This is a genomic window from Zhongshania aliphaticivorans (genome assembly GCF_902705875.1).
In the GTDB taxonomy this organism is placed as follows: Bacteria; Pseudomonadota; Gammaproteobacteria; order Pseudomonadales; family Spongiibacteraceae; genus Spongiibacter; species Spongiibacter aliphaticivorans_A.
The window spans coordinates 1,751,152-1,769,619 of sequence record NZ_CACSIK010000001.1 but is presented as its reverse complement, the minus strand read 5'-3'; the positions used below and the strand labels follow the sequence as shown (position 1 = coordinate 1,769,619).

At 45.3% G+C, this 18,468-nt stretch carries 13 protein-coding genes; 10 read left to right on the top strand and 3 right to left on the bottom strand.

All coding sequences use genetic code 11. The features are described 5' to 3' along the window. The first annotated feature begins 2 nt into the window (after positions 1-2). The 6 genes from mnmA (at position 3) to fusA (ending at position 7,052) form a co-directional block, all read left to right on the top strand. Entirely contained in the window at positions 3-1,109 is a 1,107-nt protein-coding gene (gene mnmA, locus AELLOGFF_RS08045; RefSeq protein ID WP_159268273.1) for a tRNA 2-thiouridine(34) synthase MnmA, read from the top strand. Beyond that, on the top strand, positions 1,106-1,768 hold the full coding sequence (gene hflD / locus AELLOGFF_RS08040; RefSeq protein ID WP_159268272.1) for a high frequency lysogenization protein HflD: 663 nt from the start codon (positions 1,106-1,108) through the stop codon (positions 1,766-1,768). The genes mnmA and hflD overlap by 4 nt, the downstream gene beginning before the upstream one ends. Positions 1,769-1,826: 58 nt before the next feature. Then, a complete protein-coding gene (gene purB / locus AELLOGFF_RS08035; protein ID WP_159268271.1) occupies positions 1,827-3,191 on the top strand; it encodes an adenylosuccinate lyase in 1,365 nt (454 codons plus the stop codon). Between the two features lie 4 nt (positions 3,192-3,195). Next, positions 3,196-4,326, top strand: a complete 1,131-nt coding sequence (locus AELLOGFF_RS08030) for a JmjC domain-containing protein (protein ID WP_159268270.1) — start codon at positions 3,196-3,198, stop codon at positions 4,324-4,326. Continuing rightward, positions 4,307-4,750, top strand: coding sequence for a GNAT family N-acetyltransferase (locus AELLOGFF_RS08025; protein WP_159268269.1), 444 nt, complete (start codon positions 4,307-4,309; stop codon positions 4,748-4,750). The genes AELLOGFF_RS08030 and AELLOGFF_RS08025 overlap by 20 nt, the downstream gene beginning before the upstream one ends. A 211-nt stretch (positions 4,751-4,961) precedes the next feature. Continuing rightward, on the top strand, positions 4,962-7,052 hold the full coding sequence (gene fusA / locus AELLOGFF_RS08020) for an elongation factor G (protein WP_159268268.1): 2,091 nt from the start codon (positions 4,962-4,964) through the stop codon (positions 7,050-7,052). Between the two features lie 87 nt (positions 7,053-7,139). Here the strand turns inward: fusA and AELLOGFF_RS08015 are convergent, their stop codons facing one another. Further along, on the bottom strand, positions 7,140-7,457 hold the full coding sequence (locus tag AELLOGFF_RS08015; RefSeq protein WP_159268267.1) for a Rieske (2Fe-2S) protein: 318 nt from the start codon (positions 7,455-7,457) through the stop codon (positions 7,140-7,142). A gap of 189 nt (positions 7,458-7,646) precedes the next feature. Here AELLOGFF_RS08015 and AELLOGFF_RS08010 point away from each other — a divergent pair, with 189 nt between their 5' ends. Further along, positions 7,647-9,668, top strand: coding sequence for a beta-propeller domain-containing protein (locus tag AELLOGFF_RS08010; RefSeq protein ID WP_159268266.1), 2,022 nt, complete (start codon positions 7,647-7,649; stop codon positions 9,666-9,668). A gap of 167 nt (positions 9,669-9,835) precedes the next feature. On the opposite strand, the gene AELLOGFF_RS08005 is transcribed toward AELLOGFF_RS08010, so the two are convergent. Continuing rightward, the gene (locus AELLOGFF_RS08005) at positions 9,836-10,438 is read right to left on the bottom strand and encodes a TetR family transcriptional regulator (RefSeq protein ID WP_159268265.1); all 603 of its coding nucleotides are present in this window, start codon (positions 10,436-10,438) and stop codon (positions 9,836-9,838) included. A gap of 199 nt (positions 10,439-10,637) precedes the next feature. Here AELLOGFF_RS08005 and AELLOGFF_RS08000 point away from each other — a divergent pair, with 199 nt between their 5' ends. From AELLOGFF_RS08000 to lpxD, 3 genes are all read left to right on the top strand, one after another. Then, positions 10,638-11,804: an alkane 1-monooxygenase gene (locus tag AELLOGFF_RS08000; protein WP_159268264.1), complete on the top strand. Its 1,167-nt coding sequence runs from the start codon at positions 10,638-10,640 to the stop codon at positions 11,802-11,804. 74 nt (positions 11,805-11,878) lie between these two features. Continuing rightward, complete coding sequence (locus AELLOGFF_RS07995) at positions 11,879-14,428, top strand: TonB-dependent receptor (RefSeq protein ID WP_159268263.1); 2,550 nt, start codon at positions 11,879-11,881, stop codon at positions 14,426-14,428. A gap of 503 nt (positions 14,429-14,931) precedes the next feature. After that, positions 14,932-15,984 carry a UDP-3-O-(3-hydroxymyristoyl)glucosamine N-acyltransferase gene (gene lpxD / locus AELLOGFF_RS07990; protein ID WP_159268262.1) on the top strand — a complete coding sequence of 351 codons (1,053 nt, stop codon included), beginning with the start codon at positions 14,932-14,934 and terminating at the stop codon, positions 15,982-15,984. A 63-nt stretch (positions 15,985-16,047) separates the two neighbouring features. Here the strand turns inward: lpxD and ppsA are convergent, their stop codons facing one another. Further along, positions 16,048-18,420 carry a phosphoenolpyruvate synthase gene (gene ppsA / locus AELLOGFF_RS07985; protein WP_159268261.1) on the bottom strand — a complete coding sequence of 791 codons (2,373 nt, stop codon included), beginning with the start codon at positions 18,418-18,420 and terminating at the stop codon, positions 16,048-16,050. Positions 18,421-18,468 lie beyond the last annotated feature (48 nt).

The following is an 18,468-nucleotide window of genomic DNA, read 5'->3' as shown; positions in this document are numbered from 1 at the left end:
TAATGAACCAGCACTCTCCTGAAAAAACCAAAGTCATCGTCGGTATGTCTGGCGGCGTAGACTCCTCGGTATCCGCGCTACTCCTTCAACAGCAAGGTTATCAAGTGGAGGGGCTCTTCATGAAAAATTGGGATGAAGATGATGGCACAGAATACTGTACAGCCAAGGATGACTTAGCGGACGCCAGTGCGGTTTGCGAAAAGCTTGGCATACATTTACATACCGCTAATTTTGCCGCCGAGTATTGGGATAATGTGTTTGAGCACTTTCTGGAAGAGTATCAGGCAGGACGAACCCCCAACCCAGACATACTTTGCAATAGAGAGATAAAATTTAAAGCCTTTCTTGATTATGCACTCGTGTTGGGCGCCGACTATATCGCAACGGGACATTACACCCGCCTTCGGTCCGAGGGGGGAAGCACACAATTACTTAAAGGCCTTGATGCAAATAAAGATCAAAGCTATTTCCTTCATGCCGTGGGCAGTGAACAGCTCGCTAAAACCTTATTCCCAGTTGGGGAGATAAATAAACCAGAAGTACGCGCGCTCGCTGAAAAGCATGATCTGGTCACTCACAACAAAAAAGATAGTACAGGCATTTGTTTTATTGGTGAGCGCCGCTTTAAGGATTTCTTACAGCAATACCTTCCGGCCAAGCCTGGACGCATCGAAACTTTGAACGGTATTGATATGGGCGAGCACAGCGGTTTAATGTACCACACCATTGGCCAGCGCCAAGGCTTGGGTATTGGCGGCGTAAAGGGTGGCGGGGAAGATCCCTGGTATGTGGTTGAAAAAGATTTAACTCGCAATGTGCTTTTAGTCGCTCAGGGAAGCCAGCACCCAGCTTTGTTTAAAACAGCTTTAGAGGTTGGTGAAATACATTGGATTAGCGGTGAAGCACCCGCCCTACCGCTTAAATGTTCAGCCAAAACTCGTTATCGCCAAGCGGATCAGGCATGTGAAATAAAGCCTGTACAAAGCGGATACTTGGTGAGCTTTAAAGAGCCTCAGCGTGCCATTACACCTGGGCAGTCAGTCGTTTTTTATGTGGATGATGTCTGCCTGGGTGGCGGCATTATAGATGCAGGGTATCAAGCAGGATGACTCATAAAATAAGCGCGCCGGAAGCAAAAAATATACAAATCCGCCAACAAACACTCGCCTTGGCAGCCATTGTCCAAGCGGCAGTCTTGGTCGATCAAATCGCGCGTACTGGCCAGGGTGAGCCTCAAGCTATTGAGGCCAGCATTAATAGCCTGTTTGCTTTTTCTGCAACATCCGCAGAAGAAGCCTACGAAGGCATTGAGAATCTAGAGATTGGGATTCGCGGTTTGCGAGATTTGCTTAGTGGTAATGATTATGGCGAGCGCAAGAGTGTTATGCGTTACTGCCTAGGCGTATTACATCTTCATAAAAAACTTAGAAAAGACACTGATACGGCGGCATCATTACGAAATAGGCTTCAACACACAGAAAAGCAAAAAGATTTTAATGGTAATGATATCAATATGTTATCAAGCTCTCTTTCATCTATTTATCAAGACACAATTTCAAAATACAATTTTAGAATTCAGATAACTGGAAGCGCCCAAGAGTTACAAAATACGAATAATGCAGCCCGAATTCGCACTTTGCTACTTGCCGCAATCAGAGCGGGTTATCTCTGGCAGCAGGCTGGTGGCAGTCGCTGGAAGCTTGTCCTGCAGAGAAATCGTATTTTCACCGAAACCAAACAACTTTTGGCAACTGAAATTCGCCGTTAAGTCGTGTATTATTGCGCGCTTTCCACCCTGCTCGCCCCGATTTTAAAAGGTACTCAATATGGATTTATCTGCGCTTTCTGCCATCTCACCCGTCGACGGCCGTTACGGTAGCAAGACAGCAAGCCTACGCCCTGTTTTCAGTGAATTTGGGTTAATTAAGTATCGACTTCTCGTAGAGGTACGGTGGTTGCAGCAACTTGCGGCAAACCCTGCCATCACCGAAGTGCCAGCATTAAGTGAAGAAGCTAATTCTGTGCTAGAAGCACTGATTACCGGCTTTGATGAGTCTGGTGCTCAAAAAGTGAAAAATATTGAAGCCACAACCAATCATGATGTTAAAGCGATTGAGTACTATATAAAGGAAGCAATTAGTGGCAACCCTGAGCTGGCAGCTATTTCTGAATTTGTCCATTTTGCTTGCACATCAGAAGACATCAACAATCTATCTCATGCATTAATGCTTCGCGAAGGCAGAGAAATTCTATTAATAGACTGTGATGCCATTATTAACAAGTTGACTGAGCAAGCGCACGAATTTGCAGAAATACCAATGTTGTCACGTACCCACGGGCAAACCGCCAGTCCAAGCACCATGGGTAAAGAATTTGCCAATGTGGTTGCACGATTACGCCGTCAGCGACAAGTTATTGCTGACACAGAGCTGCTGGGCAAGATCAATGGCGCAGTAGGTAACTATAATGCCCACCTTTCCGCTTACCCGGATATTGACTGGGAAGCCAACGCAGAAGATTTCATTAACAAGTTAGGCATAAACTGGAATCGCTACACCACGCAAATTGAACCCCATGACTATATTGCCGAATTATTTGATGCCGTAGCTCGCTTTAATACCATTCTCATCGATTTAGATCGCGATATTTGGGGTTATATTTCGCTAGGGTATTTCAAGCAGCGTACTATTGCCGGCGAAGTGGGCTCTTCGACAATGCCTCACAAGGTAAACCCAATCGATTTCGAAAACTCTGAAGGCAACCTTGGCATTGCCAATGCGGTTTTACACCACCTTGCTGTAAAACTTCCTATTTCACGCTGGCAGCGCGATTTAACCGACTCCACCGTCTTGCGCAATATGGGAGTAGGCTTTGCCTACAGCATAATGGCCTACCAAGCCACGATGAAGGGCTTAAGCAAGCTAGAAATTAATGTTGCTCGTATTTCCGCAGACCTAGATGACAGTTGGGAAGTATTAGCCGAACCCATTCAAACGGTGATGCGCCGCTACGGCATTGATGAGCCTTACGAGAAGCTAAAAGCCCTTACTCGAGGCCAGCGCATTACTGCAGATATATTAAAAGCTTTTGTTGATGGTTTAGAGATGCCAGATGAGGCAAAAGCAGAGTTACGCGAGCTAACGCCTGCGCGTTATATTGGCAATGCCGTTGCTCAAGCAAAACGGATTTAACACGGTGGCGCTGCAGCACTTTGATGCGCAATGGTTTTTGGATCACATATGGCAGCGCAAAGCGCTGCTGTTAAAAGATGCCATCCCCAACTTTGAGTGTCCACTAGACGGTAACGACCTCGCAGGCTTGGCCTGCGAAGACGATATTGATAGCCGGATTATCATTGAAAAAGACGGTGCTTGGGAGCTCCGCGATGGGCCATTTGATGAAGCTATTTTCGCGACACTACCTGCATCCAAATGGACGCTGCTTGTCCAAAGCGTAGACCATTTCTTACCCGAATTATCAGATCTATTTGCTCACTTTCGATTCATTCCCCGTTGGCGCGCCGAAGATATAATGGTGAGCTATGCCTGCGATGGCGGCAATGTCGGCCCCCACTACGACCAATACGATGTGTTTTTGGTGCAAGGCAGTGGTCGGCGACGCTGGAAGATTGGTGGCCACTGCACAGAAGATACACCTCTGAACACGCTGGCCGGTTTGAGACTGCTCAAGGAATTTAATGCTGAACAAGAATACGTCTTGGAAGCCGGTGATGTACTCTATGTTCCCCCAGGCGTCGCCCACTGGGGCATTGCTGAAGGTGATGATTGTATTACGTTGTCAGTCGGGTTTAGGGCGCCATCCGAGGCAAGCTTAATCAGTGATTATAGTGACGACATTGCCAGTTTATTAGATGAATCAATACGCTATCAAGACCCTCGCCTAGAAGCTAAAGCTCATCCAGCAGAAATCCCAGTTGAAGTCTGCCAACATGTTAAATCGCTTCTACTCCAACATCTCGACGACGAAACCCACATCGCGCGCTGGTTTGGTGAAATGATGACGCGGGTGCCAGACCAAGAAAACTTCATTGATCATTCACTTAGCCCAGAAAATTTTTTAATAGAGCTCGCAGAAGGTGCGGTACTACAAATAAGGCTTGGCGCGCGTTTAGCCTTTGATGATAATTATTTATATGCCGATGGCTTGGCCTTTCCTTACCCACCCGAGCAAAAGGACGATGTCAAAGCCTTATGTGAATTTGAGTGCGGTGTAGCCATCGATACCGCCCATCGATTAAGCCCTGATATGATCTACGCCTTATTTTGTAACGGCACGCTTTGTTTTTATGATGATACGCAAAGCTGATTGGCAAATAGATAAATCAACGCTTAGCGATATACGCCACAAAGTGTTCGTGCTTGAGCAACATGTGCCTGTTGAGCTAGAGCTCGATGAGCACGACCCCTGCTGCCACCACTGGATGGCGACGATACGCGGCGAAGCTGTCGGTGTGGTACGCATGAGCAATAAGGGCGTCATCGGGCGTATGGCAGTGTTACGGCCCTATCGTAAACAAGGCATAGGAAGGAAACTGCTTGACGCCGCCATAGCTTACGCAAAAAGTCAGAATTGGCGCCTCGTCACTTTGTCTGCGCAGGATCATGCGATAGGTTTTTATGCAGCCGCTGGATTTACTCCATACGGCGAACGCTTCATGGATGCTGGAATTCCTCATCAAGCAATGCAAATGGTGCTGATGAGCGCCGTTAATAGACCTGGACAACCGTAATTTACACTCAATTAAACTGCTGAAAACAAAGTACATTCTCTCTATAACCGGCATTTTAAATGGTGGTAAAGACCTCTTTTTTGGGTGTGGGGGCATTTATATGAAAAAAAAGTGCTTGAAAAACGTTGTTCTTCATTTTTCTACGAGCAAAATCAGCTAATTTGCTGTACATTACCCGCCTATTTTCAACCTAGCTTATCCAGAGAGCGCTATGACTGATCTATCCCTTTACAGAAATATTGGTATTTTCGCCCACGTTGATGCCGGTAAAACCACGACTACCGAGCGTATCCTTAAGCTGACGGGTAAAATCCATAAGCTAGGTGAAGTTCACGAAGGTGAATCAACCACTGACTTCATGGAACAAGAAGCCGAGCGCGGTATTACCATACAGTCAGCCGCAGTTAGCTGTTTCTGGAAAGGACACCGTTTTAACGTCATCGACACACCGGGTCACGTTGACTTTACAGTAGAAGTTTATCGCTCACTTAAAGTTCTTGATGGCGGCGTGGGTGTTTTCTGTGGTTCTGGCGGCGTTGAGCCTCAATCAGAAACCAACTGGCGCTACGCGAATGACTCGAAAGTATCGCGCCTAATCTTCGTTAATAAGCTAGACCGTATTGGCGCAGACTTTATTCGTGTAACCGATCAGGTCACAAAAGTACTTGGTGCAAAACCTTTAATCATGACCTTGCCAATTGGTCGTGAAGATACCTTTAAAGGTGTTGTTGATCTGCTTAGCCGCAAAGCCTATATCTGGGATGATTCTGGCCAGCCAGAAAATTTCTCCATCGAAGACATTCCTGCCGATATGGTTGAAGATGTAGAAATGTACCGTGAGCAACTGATTGAAAATGCAGTTGAAATGGACGACGACATCATGATGGCTTACATGGAAGGTGAGCAACCTTCTGATGAAGACATCAAACGTTGTATCCGTAAAGGTACTCTTGAACTTGCCTTCTTCCCAACGTACTGCGGTTCTGCCTTTAAAAACAAAGGGATGCAGCTACTACTTGATGCTGTCGTAGATTACCTGCCTACTCCAACTGAGGTTAACCCTCAGCCATTAACAGACGAAGAAGGTAATGCTAACGGCGAATACGCTATCGTTTCTGCTGACGAGCCTTTCCGTGCCCTAGCCTTCAAAATAATGGATGACCGTTTTGGCGCTCTAACCTTCATTCGGATTTACTCTGGTAAGTTGAATAAAGGGGACACTATCCTTAACTCGTTCACGGGTAAAACTGAACGCGTAGGTCGTATGGTTGAAATGCAGGCAGATGAACGCAACGAATTAAGCAGCGCTCAAGCCGGTGACATCATTGCTATCGTAGGCATGAAAAACGTGCAAACGGGCCACACGCTTTGTGATCCAAAGAATGAATGTACGCTTGAAGCCATGGTTTTCCCTGAGCCTGTTATTTCAATCTCGGTAACACCAAAAGACAAAGGCTCTACCGAAAAAATGGGTATTGCCATTGGTAAAATGGTTGCAGAAGATCCTACTTTCCGCGTTGAAACCGATATTGATTCAGGTGAAACCATTCTTAAAGGGATGGGTGAATTACACCTTGATATCAAAGTAGATATACTTCGCCGCACCTACGGTGTTGATTTGACCGTCGGTCAGCCACAGGTGGCTTACCGTGAAACAATCTCAATGCCAATTGAAGATAGCTACACTCACAAGAAGCAATCTGGTGGTTCTGGACAGTTCGGTAAAATTGATTACCGTATCAAACCAGGCGAAGCGAATACTGGCTTCACATTCACCTCGTCGGTTGTCGGTGGTAACGTTCCTAAGGAATTTTTCCCCGCTATTGAGAAAGGTTTCAAATCCATGATGGGAACGGGTCCACTGGCTGGATTCCCTGTCCTTGATGTTGAGATTGAGCTTTACGACGGTGGCTTCCACGCAGTTGACTCGTCAGCCGTTGCGTTTGAAATTGCAGCAAAAGGCGCTTTCCGTCAATCTATGCCTAAAGCCGGTCCACAGCTTCTTGAGCCCGTGATGAAAGTTGACGTTTATAGCCCAGAAGATCACGTTGGTGATGTTATCGGTGATTTAAACCGTCGTCGCGGCATGATTTCAGGACAAGAGCCAAACGCAACTGGTGTTCGTATTAAAGCCGATGTACCGCTTTCAGAAATGTTCGGTTATATCAGTACACTACGTACCATGACATCAGGTCGCGGACAATTTTCTATGGAATTTTCTCACTATTCGGCTTGCCCAATGAATGTTGCTGAAACTGTCATAGCAAATGAAAAAGAAAAGAAGGCTGCGGCTAATAAGTAAACTCATTAGCAAGCAGTAATCTAAAAAGCCCCAGCAACGTTAAGTTACTGGGGCTTTTTTTTGGTCTGAATAAATAATCACCTCCAATTATCCCTCCAACATTACGCCAATGTCGTTATCTCTATCCACCAGTTCAAAGCGACGTAGATTGCGGCATGGCTCTTCACTGAAATGGGTTAATTGCCCTGTCTGGATATCAAAGCGATATCCATGTTGAGGGCACACTAGCTCTGCACCCTCAACATCAGAGCTACTTAGAGGGTATTCTCGGTGCGGGCAATTACTTTCTATCAAATACCTAACGCCGTCTAGTTGAAGCAACATCAGGTTATGGTTATCGATTTTGAATACTTTACGGTAACCATCAAACAAATTAATGTACTTCTCTAAACTGTAGTAACGCATAAATAAAGAGCACCCTTGGCCATCTTAAAATGTCAGGCAAAGCGAATTGACCTCAGCTTAAAAAACATAGCTATTTTCCACCATTTACTTTGCTGTCTGTGAGACTACACTAAAATGAAGATAAAAAATTAGTTAGAAGTAGAACAAAGTTTGGCAAGCAATCACCATCTTCGCTCGGAAATAATCGCTATGGATCAAGCAATACAATTTAATCGAACAAACACGGGATCTGTGCTGTATATAACCTTGCTTTCCGGCTTTCTCATTTCTTGTGGCGGTGGGTCTTCTAACGGCAATCCAAAACAAGACGCGCAATCAGATAGCTTATTGCGTGCAGTAAGTAGCGAAGAAGAGTTCATCACCCGCTTTAAAGCAGCTTACACGCAAACTAATCGCAGCGATCAAAATGTGGACTCACAAACGCCAGAAAGTGCTGCGTCAGGTGGTGGAATCGGGTCAGCTTATTCAAGCACTTACACTTTAGACAGTAACGTAGATGAGTTTGACGTCCTAAAATACGACGGAGATTATCTCTACATAGCACCAACCATCCAGCAAACATGTTGTTTTATTAATCAGGCATCCACTGAATTTGCTAGCGCAGACTTAGCCGCTCCTCAAAAGAATGAATCAATTAATGGCATCCGCATATTAAGCACCAATATCACTGATGCTACAGCTCAAGAAATTACTACCATACCTTTGGAAGAGGGTGAATACGTTCAAGGGTTGTATATACAAGATGAGCGCTTAATTAGCATAGCTACAAGCCAATACTATGGGGGTTACGGTGATGTTTGGCAGCAAATCGCACCTTGGGGACAGCAATCTATTTCAATTAAGGTTTACGACACTAGCTCTATTGACGATATAGAAGTAACTCAAGATATTAAAATAAGTGGCGGTTTTGTCGATAGTCGCCGTATCGACAACACGCTTTACCTCATCAGTCGTCACACCCCTTACTGGGACAATATTTATTATTACCCAGCAAATAACCAAGAAGTTGAGGCCAACAAAAACACCCTTTCCAATATAGATGCTGAAACTATTATTCCAAATATCACCATCAATAACGAAACCAGCCCCCTATTCAATGCCGAGGACTGCTTGCTCACTAGAAATGACACGAGCAACGAGTACGCCTACCCCGTTATCACCAGTATCACCGCGATTCTATTAGATGCCCCCAATAACGCGCAGACCACCTGCTTCAATGAAGCCACAGAGGGTGTGTATATGTCATCAAACGCCCTTTATATAAGTCAATTTCGACATTTTAATAACCAAGAACAAACTCGCATACACAAATTTGCACTTGGCGATGGCCGCCCTAGTTATCGAGGCTCTGCTGATGTTGATGGTTACCTGTGGAGCCGTGGACAAGTTGATTTCAGAATGTCAGAAAAAGACGACTTGCTGCGGGTAGTGACTACCATTTATACCGGTGACAATGAAGATCGACTCGACCATCAACTGTCGATATTGCAAGAGGCTGATGATGACCTTAGGTTAGATCAAGTCGCGGTGCTACCGAATAACAGAAGAACTACGGAAATTGGTAAACCCAATGAATCACTTTATGGCGTTCGATTTTTAGATGACCGCTTATACATCGTTAGTTTTGAACAGATTGACCCGCTTTATGTGCTTGACCTCAGCGACCCAAGCGACCCCTACATCGCAGGAGAGCTTGAAATACCGGGCTTTTCCGACTTTTTGCATCCGGTTAATGATAACTTGCTATTAGGCTTAGGCCAGTCTGCGCAAAACCAAGGCTTAATTAAACTTAGCCTATTTAATGTCAGCGATATTAATAACCCCACAGAGCTCACATCGCTGCTACTTGGTAAGGAAGGCGGCTGGAATTATTCAGAAGCCCAATATGATCGGCATGCTTTTACGTATCTGCAATACGACGATGGCAGTGATCGACTAACCGTGCCTGTACAGTCTTCCTATCAGGATGATGAAAATAACTATATCAGCGAGGACAAGCTGTATTTACTGGAAGTTAACGGCAAGTCAAATGCCGCAGCCGCCAGCCTTGATGTCATCGGTAACATTATTGCTAGCCCAGCCCCCAATCAATATTGGCATGGCGGTCAACATCGCTCGGTTATCCATGAAGACGCGGTCTATTTTCTGTCAGGCGATTATATTTGGTCAGCCCTATGGACAGATATAGAGGAACAATCTGGCCCTCAGTAAAATGACTAAGAGAGTAGATTACTCTTAGTCAAAACTAGTCAACGTGATAGCCCAGCTATGGGGGAAGAACATGGAATAGGTATGCATTAAGAATGGATTTACCGCTACGTTTAATTTATTAATTAATACCCATGGCCATAGATTGAGCCTCAACTCTAAGTCTGAGGCTAAGATAAAATGATCTGAACCTGATACTCGAATTGTGACAGCAAGGCATCACCATCCACCTTAGATGTATTAGAAACATCCAAAAAATCAGGAATTAGGGCTAAACCCAAAGAAACCACAGCCGCTATAGCCGCCTCTTTTTCAGGCAAACTAAAGCGACCAAACATTCCACGTCCTTCAAAGTCCAGTGCCATCTGCTCAACAATCTGCCTTACCTCGCTGCGAATCGCTGCTCGAATTAACGCCGAGCTTCCGGCACGCTCACGGGCGATCAAAATAAATAATGATTCATTGCCTTTTATATAGCTAAACACAGCCTCAACGGACGTGTTAATCACCGCCGCTTCAGTTTCTACTTTGCCGACATCTTTCAATATACCAAGTAAAGCCCCACCGGCTTCGCTTACCAGCGCTAAACCTAGCTCTTCCATTGATGTGAAATGACTATAAAACGCAGGGGGACTTAATGAACACGCCTTTGTGATACGACGTAAGCTGATACCAGATAGACCACTTTGATCTTCTGCCAATAAATCCAAAGCCGCGTTCATAAGTTTTTCTCTGTTTCCTTTTCGGCTTTGTTTTGGTTTTGTACTACTCATACTTTCCTCTTTTTATGAAGCTGAGCTATTCCGCTAGCTATGTCACACATCATATTTTTCTTGAGTTAGTGCAATAAATCTAAGCAATAACCTGCGCCGGTTCACAGAAATACGCAATCCCGTAACTTGACGGATGTTAAGTTATGATTTAAATTACAGCTTAATTAACACTTGTAAACATAATAAAGGTTAACCAGTAATGAATACAACCAGTGAAACTCAATGGCATGATCCCAAACGTTACCTTTGGACCTTGGGCCTATTGGTACCTCTATTTCCAATAATAGGCGCGTTCATCTATCTCCAGACTGGCCAAATATGGGGTTGGTGGATGGCACCCGTCATTGTTTATTTTATCATTCCCTTTTTGGATTTCATCGTCGGAACTGATAGGTCAAATCCTCCTGAATCAGCGGTTCCTCAGTTAGAAGCAGACAAATATTACAAATATATCGTCTATGCTTATATTCCATTACAGTATGCCGGCACGCTGATCACCGTATGGTTTGTGTGTACCGAATTAAGCGCGCTTGGAATTATTGGTGGATTGTTTAGCTGTGCTTACGTTAACGGCATAGGCATCAATACTGGTCATGAGCTAGGACATAAGCGTGATGCTTTAAGCCAGTTTCTAGCCAAAGTAACGCTAGCGCCTGTTGCCTATGGACATTTTTATGTTGAGCATAATTTTGGGCATCATCGCCGTGTGGCTACCCCTGAAGATCCAGCCAGCTCAAAGATGGGTGAAAGCTTTTGGCGTTTCTTACCTCGTACCGTAATAGGTAGCCTGCGCTCAGCATGTGAAATCGAACAGCAGCGACTAGATCGCAAAGGTTTCGGCTTTTGGACTTGGCGCAACGATGTATTACAAGCCTGGGCTATGACCTTCGTCTTATTTGGCGCTTGCACCATAGCCTTTGGTTGGCCGGCTCTTGCTTTCCTTGTTGTGCAAGCATTATTAGGTGCTTCACTATTAGAAGTGATCAACTATGTTGAACACTACGGTTTGCTACGCCAAAAAGATGAACAAGGCCGCTATGAGCGTTGCTTACCCAAGCATTCTTGGAACAGCAATCACATTGTAACCAACCTCGTACTTTATCAACTTCAACGGCATTCAGACCACCACGCGCACCCTACTCGCGCCTTCCAAGCATTACGTCATTTTGAAGACAGCCCACAGTTGCCGTCGGGATACGCCTCCATGATGATGCTTGCTTACTTCCCACCACTTTGGTTCAAAGTCATGAATCCACGGGTTGTTGCACATCATCGTGGTGATTTTAATAAAGCCAATGTACACCCGAGTAAAACAGAAAAATTAAGAATGTATTTCAATACATTTAAACAAGGTGTCGGCGCTTAACGCGATCAAAACCATCAACAAGATAAAAAACTAAACCAGCAGCGTCATTAAATGGCGCTTGCATTGGAGGATACATGATAAAAAAATCATCAATACTCAGCGCTATCTCCGTTTGCGCATTGCAAAGTCCACTTCTCTCAGCTGCGCAACTGGAAGAGGTTATCGTCACCGCGCAAATACGTGAACAAAGCCTTCAAGATGTTCCCGTGTCAGTTAGTGCCATCAGTGGTTCCAAAATGATGGAAGCGGGCCTGTCTAAAATTGAAGACTTGCAAGCTTATGTACCCAATTTCACCATGACTGAATCTAGTATCGGTACCGATATCTATATTCGGGGGATTGGCTCCGGGGAAAACCAAGGCTTTGAGCAGTCTGTTGGTATGTATGTAGACGGTATTTATTACGGTCGTGCTCAGCTTGCTCGCGCCCCTTTTCTCGATTTAGCGCGGGTAGAGGTTTTACGTGGACCACAAAACATTCTGTTGGGTAAAAATAGTATTGCTGGCGCGATTAATATTAGTACCGCATCCCCAACTGAAGAAACTGAGCTATTTGTACAGGGTACTTACGAGCCAGAGCTTAATGAACAGGTTCTAGATTTTGTTGTATCTGGTGCTCTTAGCGACAATATTAATGCACGCTTTGCCATGCGCCAGCGTCATACCGATGGCTTTGTAGAAAACCAAGTATTGGACCGCGATGAAGCCGAGCGGAATGAAGCCACCTACCGCTTAAAATTTGGTTGGGACGCCGGTGGCGATTTTGACGCCATGCTTAAACTTGAAGTTGGCAGCTTTGATGTTGTTGGTCGTCAGTCAGAAATCATTAGTGACTATGCCTCTGATTCAGATATTTTCTTATTTACGGGCCGTACTTATGGTGAGATCTTAAATGACACCGTATTTCCTGATCTAGGTGGGGCTGGTAATATCCTTGGCTCCCTCCCTCTTGGCCTCAGTGATCTATTACAGCTACAGGAAAACGGCTCGATCCTGAACATGCAGGCAGATGATTCAGTATTAGATACTACTGCAGATCGCAAACGTCACTCAAATGGTGACTTTAGTAATAACGACACTCAAAACATCACTTTAAATATGAACTGGTATTCTGATGGAAATACCTTAACGTCAATTACTGGTTACATGGCTTATCAGTATGATGAAGAGTGTGATTGTGATTTCACCGGTGCACCGCTTTTCCAAGTTGTTATGCAAGAAGAGTACGAACAATTCAGCCAAGAGTTCCGCTGGGTGTCTGCCCCAGGTGAAAACTTTGACATTATTGCCGGAGCTTACTTCCAATATAACGACCTCTATTTCTTCGACTCTATTGTTTTGCCGTCAACACTGATTCCGCAACTCATCAACGCCGCGGATTTATTGGAGGGTGGTGGCCGTGGTGACATCGATCCACTTGCTAACGGTAGCTCTGCTTTTGAAGTACTGGGTATTGGTGATGCGGGTAACTCTTTGATAGACCTTCGTTCACCTCGAGACTTTAAAAGTGACTCTATTATCGCGTCCACTTTCATGCAGGGTACATGGATAATGAGTGATTCCTTGCGACTCACGTTGGGTGGTCGCTACACCTACGAAAAGAAAAGTGGTAGCCGTAAACTAGAATTTACGCTGCCAGATGGTAGTGTCATTCCCATCGGCGAAACCGACACCGCAGCCGCCGTCACCTTTGCCGCAGAACGTCACGACCTTGCAGGTAAACGGACTGAGTCACAATTCTCTCCTCTGCTTAATTTGCAGTGGGATATTAATGATGTGGCGATGGCTTATTTCTCTGCACGCAGAGGCTTTAAGTCAGGCGGTTATGATGCTCGCTCTAATTCGTCACCAAGTGATGAACCGACTGCAAGCAACCCCAATGCTACGATTCCAAATACACGTGTATTAATTGGTAGTTTTGAGTTTGAAGAAGAGCGCGCTACGTCTTATGAACTTGGTTTGAAAACGTCGTTATTTGATGGCGTCGCCGAACTAAACTCTGCATTGTTCTACACCGAATTCGATAACCTGCAAGTCAGTGTTTATGATGGCACATTAGGTTTCAACGTTGGTAACGCTGCTGGCGCAGTTACCCAAGGTATGGAGTTTGATGGCCGTATCGCGTTAAGTGAACACCTTATTCTTGGTGCTGGCCTCGCGTTTTTGGACTTTGAGTTCCTAGAACATGAATTTGGTACCTGTATTCAAGACCAGGTGCCTGATAACGCCAATGGCATAAACTGTGATTACACAGGTAAAACCAACCAGTATGCCGCTGATTATTCTGGCAATATCTTACTTGGTTACGAGACCGACATTGGTGATAGTCTCATTCTTCGCGCCAATTTGGATGCTATTTTCAGTGACGAATATCACCCATCACCAAACCTTGATGATCGCGTAAAACAAGACGCGTTTATTCAATACAACGGTCGAATTTCCCTATCTGCCAACGACGGTGAATGGGAAGTTGCTCTGGTTGGTAAAAACCTCACTGACGAACTTATTTTGCTCTACGCTATTGATACGCCAGTAGCAAAAAATGTTATTGCAGGTACCACTACTCACCACGGTTTCACCAATCCGCCAAGAACAGTTGCTTTGCAAGCTTCTTATCGCTGGTAATCCCCATCTAGTCTCGCTTGCCGGTTTTGAGTTTGGACGCTCAAAATCGGCCTTTTTATAAGTACCTCCCCCTCCTGAACGCTTTGTCCTGCATACCATGTTTCCTGTTTTACTACTCACATGTGCTTGTACAAATCTGATAGTACTCATGCCGTTATTACATGCTATGCCGACATATATAGCTAACAATCTTGTGATTATGATTTTATCGTAAAATTTTCTACTTATTATTTACGAAAATATTGATCAAATACCCAGCAGAACCACCTAAAACACTAATTTATGCTACTGAATCAGTGTTCGTGCCAACTTTTTTACTAAAATAAATCAAACCCTTATGTAAACACCGGTAGAATAGTTAACAAGAACGTCCGTACATGAAATGCCTCTAGTTACGAGCTTAACTGAACATAATTCTCGGCTAAAATGACTGACAACATGACCCCAAGTGCCCCTCGTAATAATTGTGTGTGCTGTAACTGGGTGGCAATGGAGAGAACCCAATGAGTATGACTCAACGAAGTTTAATGGAGCTGGCTGATTTTCTAGATGCAAAGCTAATAGGACATCCCGACCACAAAATAACTGGTATCGCAGATTTACAGAGCGCGTCAGCATCTGATCTTTCTTTTGTAAATCAAGAAAGCTACTTAAAATACCTTGCAGACTCGTCTACTGGCGCCGTTATTCTCTGTTCCGACTTTGCGGATAAATACAGCGGCAATAAGCTGATTGTTGCCAACACTTATCTTGCCTACGCTAAGGTTTCCGCCCTCTTTGAAACGCTATCCACGCTACCAGTTGGCATTCATCCTTCTGCCATCATTGCCGCCAGCGCTGACATAGATCCAAGTGCAGCCATTGGCCCTAACTGTGTGATTGGTGCGAAGGCTCGTATTGGTGCAGGGGCAAAACTCTATTCAGGTGTCTCTATTGGAGACCGAGCGAGTATTAGTGACAACACCCTTATCCATCCTAATGTCACGATTTACCATGGCGTAAGTATCGGGAAAAATTGCGTTATTCACAGCGGCACCGTTGTCGGTTCTGACGGCTTTGGCTTTGCGCCAACGCAAGACGGCTGGCAAAAAATTCATCAACTCGGCACAGTGCTTATCGGCGATTCTGTTGAAATTGGTTCCAATTGCTCGATTGATCGTGGCGCTCTTGGCGATACCGTCATCCACGACAATGTTATCATCGATAATCTTGTCCATATTGCTCACAACGTCAGTATTGGCAAGCGTTCTGCCATTGCAGGCTGCGTGGGGATTGCAGGAAGTGCCAAAATCGGGGCCAGCTGTACAGTTGCTGGAGCCGTTGCCATTAATGGCCACATTACCATTGCCGACAATAGTCATTTCCATGGTGGAACAATAGTCACCAAGGGCAATGCAGAGCCCGGTGTTTTTGCCTCTACCCCGCCCATGCAGGACGTAAAAAAATGGCGGCGAAATTCAGTTAGGTACACACAGCTTGATGAAATGTCGAGCAAAATTCGCCAACTCGAAAAGCAGTTAAAATCGTTATTGCCTAATGAAACGAGTGATAAATAATACAGCCACAAAAAAGGCCGCATAAGCGGCCTGTTAGTCTGATTGTTAAGCTATTCCCCAATACTAGGGCTTGAGTTTTTCAGCTAAGAAAAGCCATGTTTCCAGTACCGAATCTGGGTTGAGGGATACGCTGTCTATCCCCTGCTCCATTAACCACTGGGCAAAGTCTGGGTGATCTGACGGGCCTTGGCCGCAAATACCAATATATTTATCATGCTTTTTACAGGCATCAATTGCCATTTTCAATAACGCTTTAACCGCATCGTTACGTTCGTCAAACAAATGCGCAATAAGGCCAGAGTCCCGATCCAGGCCAAGGGTTAGCTGGGTTAAATCGTTGGAGCCAATTGAGAAACCGTCGAAATATTGCAGGAATTGCTCTGCGAGCAAGGCATTCGCGGGCAATTCACACATCATCACAACACGTAAACCATTTTCACCGCGTTTTAAACCATTGGCTTCTAGCAGCTCAATCACCTGCTTAGCTTCGCCCACTGTGCGGACAAAGGGCACCATAATTTCGACATTGGTCAAATCCATGTCATTGCGAACTTTCTTAAGTGCCCGACATTCAAGTTCGAAGCACTCTCTAAAAGAATCAGAGATATAGCGCGAAGCACCGCGGAAGCCCAGCATGGGGTTTTCTTCAGATGGCTCGTAAAGACTGCCGCCGATGAGATGCGCATACTCATTAGATTTGAAATCTGACATGCGAACGATCACCCGTTTTGGGTAAAACGCGCTAGCAATGGTTGAAATACCTTCTACCAACTTCTCTACGTAAAAGTCGATGGGACTCTCGTAGCCTGCAATACGACGCTTCACCGCTGCCTGAACATCACGAGGAATGGTGTCATAATTCATCAAGGCTTTAGGGTGAACACCTATCATTCGGTTAATAATGAATTCTAAGCGTGCTAAACCAACACCCGCATTGGGGTAACCTTGGAAATCAAAGGCGCGATCGGGGTTGCCGACATTCATCATCACCTTAAACGGCAATTCAGGCATCGCATCGAGTTTATTGCGGTTAATATCAAAATCGAGGATGCCGTCGTAAACCATGCCAGTATCACCTTCTGCGCAGGATACTGTGACAGGCGTACCATCTTTTAATAACTCGGTTGCATCACCGCAACCAACAACGGCAGGAATACCCAGTTCACGGGCAATAATGGCGGCGTGACAGGTACGTCCACCACGGTTAGTGACAATGGCCGATGCCCGTTTCATCACCGGCTCCCAATCGGGATCGGTCATATCCGTGACAAGCACATCACCCTGTTGGACTTGGTCCATTTCACTGAGGTTGGCAATAACCCGTACAGGACCAGCACCAATTCGTTGGCCAATAGAGCGTCCTTCACATAAAACGGCACCTTTCTCTTTTAAAAGGTAACGTTCCATTAATGTAGCCGACTCACGACTTTTCACTGTTTCTGGACGAGCCTGAACAATATAAAGTTTGCCGTCGTCACCATCTTTTGCCCATTCGATATCCATTGGGCGGCCATAATGTTTTTCGATAGTCATGGCTTGCTTGGCAAGGCCGAGTATCTCTTCATCATTTAAACAAAAACGAGTGCGGTCATCTTCACTGACATCGATAGTTTCCACTGATTTGCCGGCGCTGGCGTCACTGCCGTAAACCATTTTAATCATTTTGCTACCAAGATTGCGGCGCAACACAGCTGGACGATCTTTTTCTAAAGTAGCTTTGTGAACATAAAACTCATCGGGATTAACTGCGCCCTGTACCACCGTTTCGCCAAGTCCGTAAGACGCCGTGATAAACACCACGCCATCAAAACCGGATTCGGTATCCATAGAGAACATAACCCCAGCGGCACCTGTTTCTGAACGAACCATACGCTGAATGCCAGCAGACAAGGCGACATCGGCATGTTCAAACCCTTGGTGTACTCGGTAAGCGATGGCGCGGTCGTTATACAAGGAAGCAAACACTTCTTTTATCGCAATCATTATATTGTCGAGGCCGCGAATATTGAGAAATGTTTCCTGCTGACCGGCAAAAGAGGCATCGGGCAAATCTTCAGCTGTTGCAGAAGAACGTACCGCGAATGACATGGCATCGTTGCCGTCAACCAATTTGGCGTACGCTTCGACAACAGCCGTGTTCAGCGCTTCAGGGAAAGGGGTTTCCACAATCCATTGACGGATTTTCTTACCGATTAAAGCGAGGTTTTTGACGTCATCAATATCAAAGCCATCGAGTTCTGCAATAATACGGTCATTTAAGCCGCTTTGTTGGAGGAAGTCTCTGAATGCATCTGCCGTGGTAGCAAAACCACCTGGAACAGACACCCCAGCCTGAGAGAGCTGGCTGATCATTTCGCCCAAGGACGCATTTTTACCGCCTACACGGTCAACATCATTCATTCCTAGGTCGTTAAACCAGATTACGTATTCAGACACGTTCAATCTCCCAATTTACAAAGCGGCCGCATACAGTTATACGGGTGC

Excerpts from the sequence above, each read along its gene's own strand:
- purB (WP_159268271.1), top strand. The coding sequence starts at position 1,827 with ATGGATTTATCTGCGCTTTCTGCCATCTCACCCGTCGACGGCCGTTAC.
- fusA (WP_159268268.1), top strand. The coding sequence starts at position 4,962 with ATGACTGATCTATCCCTTTACAGAAATATTGGTATTTTCGCCCACGTT.
- AELLOGFF_RS07995 (WP_159268263.1), top strand. The coding sequence starts at position 11,879 with ATGATAAAAAAATCATCAATACTCAGCGCTATCTCCGTTTGCGCATTG.
- AELLOGFF_RS08025 (WP_159268269.1), top strand. The coding sequence starts at position 4,307 with ATGATGATACGCAAAGCTGATTGGCAAATAGATAAATCAACGCTTAGC.
- AELLOGFF_RS08015 (WP_159268267.1), bottom strand. The coding sequence starts at position 7,457 with ATGCGTTACTACAGTTTAGAGAAGTACATTAATTTGTTTGATGGTTAC.
- AELLOGFF_RS08000 (WP_159268264.1), top strand. The coding sequence starts at position 10,638 with ATGAATACAACCAGTGAAACTCAATGGCATGATCCCAAACGTTACCTT.
- lpxD (WP_159268262.1), top strand. The coding sequence starts at position 14,932 with ATGAGTATGACTCAACGAAGTTTAATGGAGCTGGCTGATTTTCTAGAT.
- AELLOGFF_RS08005 (WP_159268265.1), bottom strand. The coding sequence starts at position 10,438 with ATGAGTAGTACAAAACCAAAACAAAGCCGAAAAGGAAACAGAGAAAAA.
- mnmA (WP_159268273.1), top strand. The coding sequence starts at position 3 with ATGAACCAGCACTCTCCTGAAAAAACCAAAGTCATCGTCGGTATGTCT.
- hflD (WP_159268272.1), top strand. The coding sequence starts at position 1,106 with ATGACTCATAAAATAAGCGCGCCGGAAGCAAAAAATATACAAATCCGC.
- AELLOGFF_RS08010 (WP_159268266.1), top strand. The coding sequence starts at position 7,647 with ATGGATCAAGCAATACAATTTAATCGAACAAACACGGGATCTGTGCTG.